Raw genomic sequence first — 12,659 nt, 5'->3', positions numbered from 1 at the left:
CCGACCCGGCATTCGGGGCCACTAAAGGCACCGCCTGAGATCTGGATGCCGGGGTCAAACCCGGCATGACGGAGGAGGGGGTGGTGCGCCTCTCCTTGTGGACCCGCGCACGATTCGGTCTTACCCTCGAAGCGATGAGCGAGCTGGCTCCTGCCTATGGCGCCTATCTGCGCCGCGACCGGCGTCGGTCGGCGCATACCGTGCGCGCTTATGAAGCGACCGCCAACCGGCTGATCGCCTTTCTCGCGCAGCATTGGGGCGGCGCGGTCGACCGCGCGGCGCTGGCGCGGGTCAGCGCGTCGGATCTGCGCGCCTATCTCGCGCACCGCCGCAGCGGGGGGCTCGGCGGCGACCTTTCCAACGCCTCCGCCGCGCGCGAATTGTCGGCGGTGCGCGGCTTTCTCGAATGGGCCAATGGCGAGGGCGCCGCACCGCGGCTTTCCGGGCCGCGGGTCAAGAAAGGCGTGCCGCGCCCGATCTCCCCCGACGAAGCCTGGGCGCTGGCCGAGGAAGTCGCGGAGGGTGCGCGGCACGAATGGGTCGGCGCGCGCGACTGGGCGGTGTTGCTATTGCTCTACGGCGCCGGCTTGCGCATCGGCGAGGCGATCGCGCTGACCGGAGCGGTGATCCCGCTCGGCGAGACGATCGTGGTGATCGGCAAGCGCGACAAGACCCGCATCGTCCCGCTGCTGCCTCCGGTGCGCGAGGCGATCGAGGCGTATCTCGCGCAATGCCCGTGGCCGCTCGCGCCCGGTGCGCCGCTGTTTCGCGGGGTGCGCGGGGGGGCATTGTCGCCGGGGATCGTCCGCGCCGGGGTACGCGCGGCGCGCGGGCGGCTCGGGCTGTCGGAGCGGACCACGCCGCACGCGCTGCGCCACAGCTTCGCGACGCATCTGCTCGGGCGCGGGGCTGATCTGCGCGCACTGCAGGAGTTGCTCGGACATGCCAGCCTGAGCTCGACGCAGGTCTATACCGCGGTCGATGCGGCGCATCTGCTCGACGTCTATCGCGCGGCGCATCCGCGGAGTTAGCACGGCGCTCGCCCTGAGCTTGTCGACGGGCGGCTCTCACTCACGGACCGCAGGACGCCCTTCGACAAGCTCAGGGTCAACGGTGAGAGCTAAGCTCCGATGCCTCCGCGACCGAGCTTGCGCTCTATGGCGTCCCAAATCATCCCCGCGACATCCGTCCCGTCAAACCGCTCGATCGCGACGATCCCGGTCGGCGATGTGACGTTGATCTCGGTCAGCCACTCGCCCCCGATCACGTCGATCCCGACGAACAGCAGCCCGCGCCGCTTGAGTTCCGGCCCGAGCGCCGCGCAGATCTCGCGCTCGCGCGGCGTCAGCTCGGTCTTTTCCGCCGATCCGCCGACCGCGAGATTGCTCCGGAACTCGCCCTCGCTCGGCAGCCGGTTGATCGCCCCCGCGACCTCGCCGTCGACCAGCACGATGCGCTTGTCGCCCTTCGCCACGGTGGGGAGGAAGGCCTGCACCATATGCGGCTCGCGCCACATATTGTTGAACACCTCGATCAGCGCCGAGAGATTCTCCCCCTCCGCGCCGACGCGGAAGATCGCCTTGCCGCCATTGCCGTGGAGCGGCTTGACGACGATCGCGCCGTGCCGCTTGAGAAACGCCCGCGCCTCGTCGAGCGAGCGTGTCACCAAAGTCGGCGGCATGAAGCGCGCATAATCGAGCACGAACACCTTTTCGGGGGCGTTGCGCACGCTCGCGGGATCGTTGACCACCAGGGTGCGGTCGGCGATCCGCTCGAGCAGATGCGTCGCGGTGATATAGCCGAGGTCGAACGGCGGATCCTGCCGCATCAGCACGACATCGGCCTCGTCGCCGAGATCGAGCCGCACCGGCTCGCCGAAGCGAAAATGATCGCCGACGACGCGCTGCACCGTCACCGGATGCGCGCGCGTCCACAAATGTCCGTCGGACCAGTTGAGATCCTCCGCCGCATAATGGAACACGCGATGCCCGCGCTGCTGCGCGGCAAGCATCAGCGCGAAGCTCGAATCGCCCGCGATATTGATCGATTCGAGCGGGTCCATCTGGACGGCAACGGTAAGGGTCATGCGGTCATCCCAAGATTGATCGGGGGGATTTAGGGGGTCTGCCTTCCCTCGTCACCCTCATCGTCATGCCCCGCCGCGGCAAAGCCGTGTCGTCGGACGGGCGCGCTGGCGCGACCCGCCGGCCGGGTCGGGCGCTGCGCTAACGCGCACCGGCGCCATCGCTGCGCCGACGCGCCTTCGCCCTACCCGATCCAAGCATTCTCGATATGCCGCGGCCGCGTCCCCGGCGCGAGCAGGATCACGTCGACGCGGATATCCTCCCCCGCGGTCGCATAGACCGGCATCAGCAATTCCGCCGCCGCCGCGACCCGCGCGAGCCGGCGTTCGTCGATCGCGAAATCGAGTTCGGCGGCGGTGGCGCGGGTCTTGACCTCGACGAAGGCGACCAGCCCGGCGCGCTTCGCCACCAGATCGACCTCGCCCGCCGGGGTGCGTACGCGCTGCGCGACGACGCGCCAGCCCTTGAGCCTGAGCCACCACGCCGCCAGCCGCTCGCCGCGCCGCCCGGCGGCCTCGGCGACACGGCGATCGCTCACGCCTTCAAGTCCATCGCGCGGGCGTAGAGCGCCTTGCGGTCGAGCCCGAAGCGCTTCGCCACTTCCCCCGCCGCCTTCGACGCGGGGAGCCGCGACAGCGCCTCGACCAGCGCAGCCTCGGCATCTTCCGCGCTCGGCGGCGGCGCGGCGCCGGGCGGGGCGACGACGATCACGATCTCGCCCTTGGGCGGGGCATCGGCATAACGCGCGGCGAGCGACGACAAGGTGCCGGTTACCGCTTCCTCGAACTTCTTGGTGATCTCGCGCGTCACCGCCGCCTCGCGATCCCCCAGCCCCTCGGCCAGCGCGGCGAGCGTTGCGGCGAGCCGCGGGCCGCTTTCGTAGAATATCAGCGTCGCGCGCACCCCCGCGACCTCGGCGATCGCGCTGCCCCGCGCGCCCTGTTTGGCGGGGAGGAAGCCCATGAACAGGAAACGATCGGTCGGCAGTCCGGCGAGCGTCAGCGCGGCGATCGCGGCGCAGGGGCCGGGGATCGTCACCACCTGGTGCCCCGCCGCACGCGCATCGCGCACCAATTTATAACCCGGATCGGAGATCAGCGGGGTTCCCGCATCCGAGACCAGCGCGATCACCTCGCTCGCCAGCCGCGCGATCAGCCCGGGGCGCACCTGATCGGCATTGTGATCGTGATAGGGCTGCATCGGGCGTTTCGCGCCGATGTGGCGCAGCAAGGTCGCGGTAACCCGCGTGTCCTCCGCGGCGATCAGGTCGGCGTGCGCCAGCACCTCCGCGGCGCGCGGCGAGAGGTCGCCGAGATTGCCGATCGGGGTGGCGACGATATACAGACCAGGAGAAAGCGACATCACGAGGGGTTTCATGGCAGAAGCGATGACCGTACCGCAACGGGTCCGCGGCTTGTTTCGGCTGACCGCACTGGCCGGGCTGGCCTTGCTCAGCGCGTGCCAGACGATCGTCCCGCGTGGGCCGGCGCCGGCGCCCGAGCAGAAGGCCCCGCCGCCGGTCTCCTCCACCGAGGTCCAGCCCGGGCTGCCGCGCGATACCGCGCGCAACCGCGTCGCGCTGCTCGTGCCGCTCAGCGGCGCCAATGCCGGGGTGGGCAAGAGCCTCGCCAACGCCACCCAGCTCGCGCTGCTCGATTCGCGCAACGACAAGGTGCGCATCACCAGCTACGACACCGCGACCGGCGCGGGCCCGGCGGCACAGCGCGCGATCGCCGAGGGCGCGCAGCTGATCCTCGGCCCGCTGCTCGCCGAGGATGTCCGCGCGGTGACCCCGGTGGCGCGCGCCGCGCACGTCCCGGTGCTGTCCTTTTCCAACGACGTGTCGGTCGCCGGCGACGGCGTCTATCTGATGGGCTATACCCCCGGCCAGTCGATCGAGCGGGTCGTTTCCTATGCGCGCAGCAAGGGCGTGACCAATTTCGGCGGGCTGATCCCCAATTCGCTCTACGGCTCGCGCGCCTCGACCACCTTCCTGCGCGCGGTGGAGAGCAGCGGGGGCAAGGTCGTCTCGCTGCAGACCTATGATCGCGCGGCGGGGGCGATGGCCGCCGCGGTCGCGCGGATGGCGAAGGATGCGCCGTTCGACGGGGTGCTGATCGCCGACAGCGGCGCCGCGGCCGCCGCCGGCGCGCCTTTGGTCCGCAAATCGAGCCCGCAGGTTCGCATCCTCGGCACCGAATTGTGGAATTCCGACAGCGGCATCGCCGCGCGCGGCGCGCTCGACGGGGCGTGGTATGCCAGCGTGTCGAACGGGCTCTATCGCCAATATGCCGCCAAATATCGCGCCCGCTTCGGCGCGGCGCCGTATCGGCTGTCGAGCCTCGGCTATGACGCGGTGCTGCTGACGGTGCGCATCTCGCACGACTGGAAGATCGGCGCTCCCTTCCCCGAGGCGCGGCTGCGCTCGGGCGAGGGCTATGCCGGGATCGACGGCGCGTTCCGCTTCGGCCGCGACGGCGTCGCCGAACGCGCGCTTGAGGTGCAGGAGGTCAAGGCCGGGGGGACGACGATCGTTTCGCCGGCGCCCGGGAACTTCGCGCGCTGACCGTCCCCGTCGCCCCGGCGGAAGCTGGGGTGACGGCGGCGGACGGGCTTATTCCCCGGCGCGCACGATCGCCGGCAGGATCGCGTCGAGCAGCAGCATCCCGGCGGGCAGCACGCGGAGCCGGTCGCCCTCAAGCCGCACCTTGTCGTCCAGCCGGGCCACCGCGGCGAGATCGACCAAGGCCTCGACCGGCCGCGCACCCAGCCGCGCGATGCGGGCAAGATCGACGCCCTCGGCGAGCCGCAGCCCCATCAGCAGCGCCTCCTCGGCCTGGACCGCGGGGGCGAGATCGTCCTCGACCTCGATGCCGTGGCCGTTGCGCGCCACCGCCGCGAGCCAATTCTCGGGCTTGCGCCGCCGCTGCGTCGCCACCCCGAGCCGCCGGCCGTGCGCGCCCGGACCGACGCCGGCATAATCGCGATACCGCCAATAGCTGAGATTGTGGCGGCTCTCCTCGCCGGCGCGCGCGTGGTTGGAAATCTCATAGGCGGGGAGCCTGGCGGCCGCGGTCATCGCCTGCGTGGTCTCATAGAGATCCGCCGCTGCATCGCCGTCGGGGACGACCAGCCGCCCGGCCGCCGCCTCGGTGGCGAAGCGCGTGCCGGGCTCGATCGTGAGCTGGTAGAGCGACAGATGCCCGGTGCCGAACGCGAGCGCGCGCGCCAGCTCATTTTCCCACGCCTGGACCGTCTGCCCCGGCCGGGCGTAGATCAGATCGAAGCTGACCCGCGCGAAGGCGCGCTGCGCGGTCTCCAGCGCGCGCAATCCCTCCGCCACGTCATGCGCGCGGCCGAGGAAGCGCAGCACGGCATCGTCGAGCGCCTGCAGCCCGAGCGAGACGCGATTGACCCCGACCGCGGCGAGATCGCCGAACCGCGCCGCCTCGACCGACGAGGGATTGGCCTCCAGCGTGATCTCGGCATCGGGAGCGAGGCCCCATGCCTGCGCCGCGGCCTCGATCACCGCGGCGACGGTATCGGGGGGCATCAGCGAGGGGGTGCCGCCGCCGAAGAAGATCGACGTGACCCGCCGCCCGGGCAGTGCGCGCGCCTCATGCGCGAGATCGGCGAGCAGCGCGGCGCGCCACGCCGCCTGGTCGACCTCCGCGCGGACATGGCTGTTGAAGTCGCAATAAGGGCATTTGGAGACGCAGAACGGCCAGTGGACGTAAAGCGCGAGGGAGTTGTCGTCGGGCATGCGAACGCCGATATGGCCGCGATGCCCGCCAAAGGCCATCGCGCGATCGCGCTTTCGCTCGCCCTCACCCTGCTTGCCGCGTGCGGCGGCTATGCGCCCGCGCGCGTGGTGGAACCGCGCCTTTCCGAGGCGCCCGCGCCGCGCGGCGCCGCCTTGCTCCGATCGGTGATGCTGCGCGGCCACAATGACGCACGCGGCGCGCTCGGGCTGGCCCCGCTGGCATGGGACGACAGCCTTGCCGATGCGGCGCGCGATTATGCCGGGGAAATGGCGCGCACCGGCCGTTTCGCGCATGCCGAACAGCCGCAAGGGATGGGGCGACAAGGCGAAAACCTGTGGATGGGGACGCGCGACGCCTATCGCTACGACGAGATGCTCGGCCATTGGCTCGCCGAGCGGCGCGATTATGTGAACCTGCCGACGCCGGGCTTCAGCCGCACCGGGCGCTGGCAGGACGTGTCGCATTACAGCGAGATCGTCTGGCGCGGCGCGCGGCGAATCGGATGCGCGGTGGCGTCGGACCGGCGCAACGACTTTCTCGTCTGCCGCTATTCGCCGCCGGGCAACGTAGTCGGCGAAACGGCCTATTAACCCCCCTTCCGCGATCCCGATTTAATACAGACTCGCCGAATCGGCGCTTTATCGCACCGCAGGCTCGCATTGCCGAAGGCGCGAAAGCTTCATAGACTGGCGCGTTATGGGCCTAACCCCACGTACGGGCACCTCGCGCGACGGCCATCCGCTGTCGCTCAGCCGCGCACCGAGCGGCGATCTGGCGCGATTCGTCGCGCGCTTCTTCATCCTGATCATCGAACGGCCCGATGATGCGGTGCTGGAAGATTTCCTGCTCCACGAGACCGCTTATGTCCGCGTGCCGACCGAGGGCCGGTGGGAGACCCAGGTCGCCGGCAAGTGGATCGCCTATGAAGGCCCGATGATCTTCGGGGCGCAGCGCAAGCGCTTCCCCGTGCGCTGCACCGGCCCGATCGTCGCCGCCGGCTTCGCGCTGCGCCCGGCGGCGTGGCTCGCCTTCGCCGACCGGCCCGCTTACCTGCTCGCCGACCGGCTCGAGACGATCGACGGCGCGTGGGGCGAGGCGCTGCGCTGGGCGTGCGAGGATATCCGCCAGACCGAGCGCACCTTCGACCGGCTCGAACAGGTGGTGCGCGAACGCATTGCCGCGCGCAACGCGCGGATCGATCCCGCGCTCGAACGCTTCGAGGCGATCAGCCGGCTCGATCCGGGGCGCACCGTCGCCGATATCGCACGCGAGCTGGGGATGATCCCGCGGCGGCTCGACCGGCACGTCCGCGCGCATTTCGGCCACCCGCCCAAGACGGTGCTCCGCCGCAGCCGCTTCCTCGATATGGCGGCGGTGCTGCGCGGGCTGGCGGTGCCCGATGCCGACGATCTGGCCGAGGAGCGTTTCTACGACGCCTCGCACCTCAACCGCGAATTCCGGCTGTTTCTGGACATGCCGCCCAATCGTTTCCGCAAGACCCCGACCTTGTTGTTCACCCCGGGGCTGGAGGTGCGCCAGCAGCGCAAGCTCACCGATATGGCGATGGAGCAGGCGGTGCCGTGGGTCGCCCCGAAACTGCCGCGCGCGGCGGAATAGCGGATCGCGCGCAACCTCTCCGTTCGGGCTGAGCATGTCGAAGCCCTATCCTTTCTTCCTCGGACGAGAAGGGCAGCCCTTCGACAAGCTCAGGGCGAACGGGGAGGATTGCGCTTGAACCAGCCTCTGGCGCCGACCCCCGCCCGCGCCCCATATAAAGCGCGGTGCCCGATCACGACACGCCCCTCCCCCCCGCGCTTGCGGATTGGTTCGCCGAGCGCGGGTGGCAGCCGCGCCGGCACCAATTGGCGATGCTCGCCGAGGCGCGCGCCGGGCATCACGCGCTGCTCGTCGCCGCAACCGGCGCGGGCAAGACGCTCGCCGGTTTCCTCCCGACGCTCGCCGAGCTGATCGAGCGGCCGAGCGACGGGCTCCACACGCTCTACGTCTCGCCGCTCAAGGCGCTGGCGGTCGATATCCAGCGCAATCTGATGACCCCGGTCGACGAAATGGGGCTCGATATCCGGATCGAGACGCGCACCGGCGACACTCCGTCGGACCGCAAGGCGCGGCAACGCGCGCGGCCGCCGCAGATCCTGCTCACCACGCCCGAATCGCTCTCGCTGCTGCTGTCCTATCCCGACGCTTTCACGATGTTCGCCGGGCTCAGGACGATCGTGGTCGACGAGGTCCATGCCTTCGCCAGCGGCAAGCGCGGCGATCTGCTGGCGCTGTCGATGGCGCGGCTGCAGCGGATCGCGCCCGAATGCCGCCGCGTCGCGCTCTCCGCCACGCTCGCGGATCCCGACGATTATCGCGCCTGGCTCGCCCCGGACGGCGACAAGCAGGCGGTGAGCCTCGTTATCGGCGATCCCGGGGTCGATCCCGAAATCGATATCCTGCTCCCCGAGGACAAGGTGCCCTGGGCCGGCCATTCGGGGCGTTATGCCGCGCGGCAGGTGATGGCGGAGATCGAGACCCACCGCACCACGATCGTCTTCTGCAACACGCGCAGCCTCGCCGAACTGATCTTCCAGGATCTGTGGAAGGAAAACACGCTCCAGCTGCCGATCGGGATTCACCACGGCAGCCTCGAAAAGGAGGCGCGGCGCAAGGTCGAGGGCGCGATGGCGGCGGGGCGGCTGCGCGCGCTGGTCGCCACCGCCAGCCTCGATCTGGGGGTCGATTGGGGCGATGTCGATTGCGTGATCCAGATGGGGGCGCCCAAGGGTTCGTCGCGGCTTCTCCAGCGCATCGGGCGCAGCAACCACCGGCTCGACGAGCCGTCAGAGGCGATCCTCGTCCCCGGCAACCGCTTCGAATATCTCGAGGCGCGCGCGGCGATCGATGCGGTGCGCGCGGGCGAGCTCGATGCCGAGCCGTTCCGCCCCGGCGCGCTCGACGTGCTCGCGCAGCATGTCATGGCCTGCGCCTGCGCGGCGCCGTTCGACGAGGCGGCGTTGCTCGATGAGGTGCGCTCGGCGCTGCCTTATGCCGCGCTAGATGCCGAGACCTTCGCGCGGCTGCTCGGCTTCATCTGCGACGGCGGCTATGCGTTGCGCGCTTATGACCGGTTCAAGCGGCTGACGCGCGACGCCGACGGGCATTGGCGGGTGAGCCACCCCAAATTCGTCGCGCAGCACCGGCTCAACGCGGGGATCATCGTCGAGGCGACGATGCTCAAGGTGCGGTTCCGCAACGGGCGCACGCTGGGCAAGGTCGAGGAAGCCTTTGCCGCGACGCTGGCGCACGGCGATACCTTCTTCTTCGCCGGCATGAGCCTCGAGGTCGAGAAGATCGACACCGAGGATCTGATCGTCCGCGCCACCGCGCGCCCGGCACGGATCCCGACCTATGGCGGGGCGCGGATGCCGCTCACCACGCATCTCGCCGACCGGGTGCGCGGCTTCTTCGCCGCGCCGGAGCAATGGCATCGCTTCCCCGGCGATGTGCGCGAGTGGCTCGAAATCCAGGCGCGCCGCTCGGCGCTGCCGCGCCCTGACCAGCTATTGGTCGAAACCTTCCCGCACGAGGGGCGGCATTATATGGTCGCATACAGTTTCGAGGGCTGGAACGCGCACCAGTCGCTCGGGATGCTCATCACCCGCCGGATGGAAACGCGCGGGCTCAAGCCTTTGGGGTTCGTCGCGTCGGATTACGCTCTGGCCTGCTATTCGCTCGATCCGGTCGACGATCCGGCGGCGCTCTTCTCCCCCGATATCCTCGAGCATGAATTCGTCGAATGGGTGCAGCAATCGCATCTGCTGAAGCGCGCCTTCCGCGAAGTGGCGGTGATCGGCGGGCTGGTCGAGCGCCAGCATCCGGGCAAGCGCAAGACGGGCAAGCAGGTCACCTTTTCGACCGACCTGATCTACGACGTGCTGCGCCGTTACGAGCCGGGGCATATCCTGCTCGAAGCCGCCTGGGCCGACGCGCGCGCGCGGATGACCGATATCGGCCGGCTCGCCGATCTGCTCGACCGCGCCGAAGAGACGATGCTGCACGTGACTCTGCCGCGCGTCTCGCCGCTCGCGGTGCCGGTGCTGGTGCTGATCGGGCGCGAACGCGTCGCCACCGGGCTCGCCGACGACGCCTTGTTGATGGAGGCGGAAACGCTGGCGCAGGCGGCGATGCGGATCGATTGATTTCGCTTGCGAAAGGGCCGGTTCGGGCGCACTCTCCAGTTCATGAAACGCATGCTCGCCATGCCCTTGCTGCTGCTTCTCACCGCGCAATCCCCCGTGCCGCAGCCGGCTCCCGCCATACCCCCGCCCCCGCCCGCCGATGCGACGACGCCGCTCGGCGATCTGCTCAATTTCGGCGGCAATGGCGAGCGGATGACGGTGCCGGTCCAGATCGGCAGCACCGGGCCGTATCGCTTCATCATCGATACCGGCGCGCAGCGCACCGTGGTGAGCCGCGAGCTCGCCGGCAGCCTGCGGCTCGCCGCCGGCCCCACCGTGCGCGTCACCGCGATGACCGGGGTGAGCGAGGTGAGCACCGTCGTCATCCCGTCGATCACGGTCGGCGCGCTGGGCGGCGAAAGGATCGAGGCGCCCGCGCTCGAGGGGCGCTATCTCGGCGCGCCGGGGATGCTGGGGATCGATTCGCTCCAGGGCCATGCGCTGGCGATCGATTTCGACAAGCAATCGATGGTCGTCTCGCCGTCGCGGCGCCGGTCCTCGCGCGAATCGAGCGACCCCGGCGAGATCGTGGTGCGCGCGCGCAGCCTGTTCGGCCAGCTCGTCGTGACCGAGGCGACGGTCGGCGACGTCAAGGTCCGCGTCATCATCGATACCGGCTCGGCGGTGACGATGGGCAACAGCGCGCTGCAAAAGGCGGTGATGCGCCGCGGCAAGGTGGGGATCCCGATCGCGCTGACGGGGGTGACCGGGGAGACGGTGACGGTCAATTACACCGTGCTCAACACGATCAAGCTCGGCCAGATGACGATCAACGACATGCCGATCGCTTATGCCGCGAGCGACGCGCCGCCGTTCAAATTGTTCGGGCTCGACAAGCGTCCCGCGCTGATGCTGGGGATGGATGCGCTGCGGCTGTTCCGCAAGGTCGATATCGATTTCGCCAACCGCGAGGTGCGCTTCAAGATGCCGCGCAACGCGTTCATCAGCTAGGAGCTCGTGAAAGAGTTGCGCCACGCAACTATCCCTGCAACGATCGCCCCCTGAGCGAAACAGGGGAATTAACGATGCGGGCTATGTGGTTGGCTGGAATCGCCGCGCTGGGGCTCGCCCCCGCTATCGCTGACGCCCAGGATCGACCCGACCAGAAGAATTTCTTCTCTCTTTACAAAGAGTTGGTTGAGACAAACACCGTCGTCGGGGTCGGCAGCTGCACCAAGGCCGCGGCGCAGATCGCGACCCGGCTCAAGGCGGCGGGCTATGCCGACGCCGATATCACCTCCTTCTCCGTCCCCGAGCATCCCGACGATGGCGGGGTGGTCGCGATCCTCAAGGGATCGGACGCCAAGGCCAAGCCGATGCTGCTGCTCGCGCATATCGACGTGGTCGCCGCCAAGCGCGAGGACTGGAAGCGCGATCCGTTCAAGCTGGTCGAGGAAAACGGCTTTTATTACGCGCGCGGCACCGTCGACGACAAGGCGATGGCCGCGGTGTGGGCGGATGCGATGATCCGCTTCAAGCAGCAGGGCTATCGCCCCAAGCGCACGATCAAGATGGCGCTGACCTGCGGCGAGGAAACCACCTATGCCTTCAACGGCGCGCAATGGCTGGCGGATAACCGCCCCGAGCTGGTGAGCGGCGAGTTCGCGCTCAACGAGGGCGGCGGGGGCCGGTTCGACGCCGATGGCAAGCCGCAGGCGCTGGCGGTGCAGGTCGGCGAGAAAGCCGCGCAGAATTTCACCTTCCTCGCCACCAACCCCGGCGGGCACAGTTCGGCGCCGACCCCGGCCAATGCGATCTACGAGCTGGATGATGCGCTCAGGGCGGTACAAGGCTATGAATTCCCGATAAAACTTACTGACACGACGCGCGCCTTCCTCGGCGCCACCGCGAAAGCGGTGCCGGCCGAAATGGCGGAGGCGATCACCCGCCTGCTCGCCAACCCTAACGACAAACAGGCCGATGCGATCGTCAGCCGCGACAAGGTGCTGCATTCGACGTTGCGCACGACCTGCGTCGCGACATTGGTCAACGCGGGCCATGCCGAGAACGCGCTGCCGCAGCGCGCCACCGCCAACGTCAATTGCCGCATCTTCCCCGGCGAGACAGTGGAGGGCACGCTCGCCAAGCTCAAGGAACTCGCCGGACCGAAGGTAACCGTCACCGCCAACGCCCCGATCCGCCCGATCGCGGTGCCGCCGGCGCTCGATCCGAAGATCGTCGGGCCGATGAAGACGCTGGCCGCGAAATATTTCCCCGGCGTGCCGATGGTGCCGATGATGTCGACCGGCGCGACCGACGCGGTGTTCTTCGGCAAGATCGGGATGCCGGTCTACGGCGCGCCGGGCATCATGCTCGAACAGGATCTCAACGGCATCCACGGGCTCGACGAACGTATCCGCGTCTCGTCGCTCTATCAGGGGCGCGACTATCTGTTCGATCTGGTCAAGGCTTATGGGGGCTGACCGGTCGATCGCCTGCCTCTCGTCATGCCGGACTTGATCCGGCATCCAGCGCAACGAGCGACGCCGCTTGCGGCTCTGGATGCCGGTTCGAGCCCGGCATGACGCTATTGCTTGCGCCAATCGCTTCCCAACCCAGTTGATCCCACC

General features: G+C 69.2%; 11 protein-coding genes. 7 read left to right on the top strand and 4 right to left on the bottom strand.

What is annotated here, in order from left to right; genetic code table 11:
* Window positions 1–134 precede the first annotated feature (134 nt).
* Window positions 135–1,031, top strand: a complete 897-nt coding sequence (locus NED98_RS14755) for a tyrosine recombinase XerC (protein ID WP_265313604.1) — start codon at window positions 135–137, stop codon at window positions 1,029–1,031.
* 89 nt (window positions 1,032–1,120) lie between these two features.
* Here NED98_RS14755 and gshB read toward each other — a convergent pair whose 3' ends face one another.
* From gshB to rsmI, 3 genes are all read right to left on the bottom strand, one after another.
* Entirely contained in the window at window positions 1,121–2,086 is a 966-nt protein-coding gene (gene gshB / locus NED98_RS14750; protein ID WP_265313520.1) for a glutathione synthase, read from the bottom strand.
* A 182-nt stretch (window positions 2,087–2,268) separates the two neighbouring features.
* On the bottom strand, window positions 2,269–2,622 hold the full coding sequence (locus NED98_RS14745; RefSeq protein WP_179512980.1) for a YraN family protein: 354 nt from the start codon (window positions 2,620–2,622) through the stop codon (window positions 2,269–2,271).
* The gene (gene rsmI / locus NED98_RS14740; protein ID WP_265268819.1) at window positions 2,619–3,446 is read right to left on the bottom strand and encodes a 16S rRNA (cytidine(1402)-2'-O)-methyltransferase; all 828 of its coding nucleotides are present in this window, start codon (window positions 3,444–3,446) and stop codon (window positions 2,619–2,621) included. Before rsmI ends, NED98_RS14745 begins: the two co-directional genes overlap by 4 nt.
* A 13-nt stretch (window positions 3,447–3,459) precedes the next feature.
* On the opposite strand from rsmI, the gene NED98_RS14735 reads away from it, so the two are divergent.
* Window positions 3,460–4,650, top strand: a complete 1,191-nt coding sequence (locus NED98_RS14735; RefSeq protein ID WP_265268820.1) for a penicillin-binding protein activator — start codon at window positions 3,460–3,462, stop codon at window positions 4,648–4,650.
* Between the two features lie 48 nt (window positions 4,651–4,698).
* On the opposite strand, the gene hemW is transcribed toward NED98_RS14735, so the two are convergent.
* Window positions 4,699–5,847, bottom strand: coding sequence for a radical SAM family heme chaperone HemW (gene hemW, locus NED98_RS14730; protein ID WP_265313519.1), 1,149 nt, complete (start codon window positions 5,845–5,847; stop codon window positions 4,699–4,701).
* A 12-nt stretch (window positions 5,848–5,859) separates the two neighbouring features.
* Here hemW and NED98_RS14725 point away from each other — a divergent pair, with 12 nt between their 5' ends.
* From NED98_RS14725 to NED98_RS14705, 5 genes are all read left to right on the top strand, one after another.
* Window positions 5,860–6,438: a CAP domain-containing protein gene (locus NED98_RS14725; RefSeq protein WP_265313518.1), complete on the top strand. Its 579-nt coding sequence runs from the start codon at window positions 5,860–5,862 to the stop codon at window positions 6,436–6,438.
* 106 nt (window positions 6,439–6,544) lie between these two features.
* Window positions 6,545–7,465: a helix-turn-helix domain-containing protein gene (locus NED98_RS14720; RefSeq protein ID WP_179512975.1), complete on the top strand. Its 921-nt coding sequence runs from the start codon at window positions 6,545–6,547 to the stop codon at window positions 7,463–7,465.
* Between the two features lie 164 nt (window positions 7,466–7,629).
* The gene (locus NED98_RS14715; protein WP_265313517.1) at window positions 7,630–10,050 is read left to right on the top strand and encodes a ligase-associated DNA damage response DEXH box helicase; all 2,421 of its coding nucleotides are present in this window, start codon (window positions 7,630–7,632) and stop codon (window positions 10,048–10,050) included.
* 42 nt (window positions 10,051–10,092) lie between these two features.
* The gene (locus NED98_RS14710; RefSeq protein WP_265313516.1) at window positions 10,093–11,040 is read left to right on the top strand and encodes an aspartyl protease family protein; all 948 of its coding nucleotides are present in this window, start codon (window positions 10,093–10,095) and stop codon (window positions 11,038–11,040) included.
* Between the two features lie 74 nt (window positions 11,041–11,114).
* Window positions 11,115–12,512: a M20/M25/M40 family metallo-hydrolase gene (locus NED98_RS14705; protein ID WP_265268826.1), complete on the top strand. Its 1,398-nt coding sequence runs from the start codon at window positions 11,115–11,117 to the stop codon at window positions 12,510–12,512.
* The last annotated feature ends 147 nt before the right edge of the window (window positions 12,513–12,659 follow it).

Origin of the sequence: Sphingomonas lycopersici, from assembly GCF_026130605.1 — a bacterium.
Taxonomy (GTDB): Bacteria; Pseudomonadota; Alphaproteobacteria; order Sphingomonadales; family Sphingomonadaceae; genus Sphingomonas; species Sphingomonas lycopersici.
The sequence above is the reverse complement of the archived record's forward strand: the minus strand, read 5'-3'. Positions and strand labels throughout refer to the sequence as shown.

What these genes read in the sequence shown, in the direction of transcription:
- NED98_RS14710 (WP_265313516.1), top strand. Translation starts at nt 10,093, where the DNA reads ATGAAACGCATGCTCGCCATGCCCTTGCTGCTGCTTCTCACCGCGCAA.
- NED98_RS14725 (WP_265313518.1), top strand. Translation starts at nt 5,860, where the DNA reads ATGGCCGCGATGCCCGCCAAAGGCCATCGCGCGATCGCGCTTTCGCTC.
- NED98_RS14705 (WP_265268826.1), top strand. Translation starts at nt 11,115, where the DNA reads ATGCGGGCTATGTGGTTGGCTGGAATCGCCGCGCTGGGGCTCGCCCCC.
- NED98_RS14755 (WP_265313604.1), top strand. Translation starts at nt 135, where the DNA reads ATGAGCGAGCTGGCTCCTGCCTATGGCGCCTATCTGCGCCGCGACCGG.
- hemW (WP_265313519.1), bottom strand. Translation starts at nt 5,847, where the DNA reads ATGCCCGACGACAACTCCCTCGCGCTTTACGTCCACTGGCCGTTCTGC.
- rsmI (WP_265268819.1), bottom strand. Translation starts at nt 3,446, where the DNA reads ATGTCGCTTTCTCCTGGTCTGTATATCGTCGCCACCCCGATCGGCAAT.
- gshB (WP_265313520.1), bottom strand. Translation starts at nt 2,086, where the DNA reads ATGACCCTTACCGTTGCCGTCCAGATGGACCCGCTCGAATCGATCAAT.
- NED98_RS14720 (WP_179512975.1), top strand. Translation starts at nt 6,545, where the DNA reads ATGGGCCTAACCCCACGTACGGGCACCTCGCGCGACGGCCATCCGCTG.
- NED98_RS14735 (WP_265268820.1), top strand. Translation starts at nt 3,460, where the DNA reads ATGGCAGAAGCGATGACCGTACCGCAACGGGTCCGCGGCTTGTTTCGG.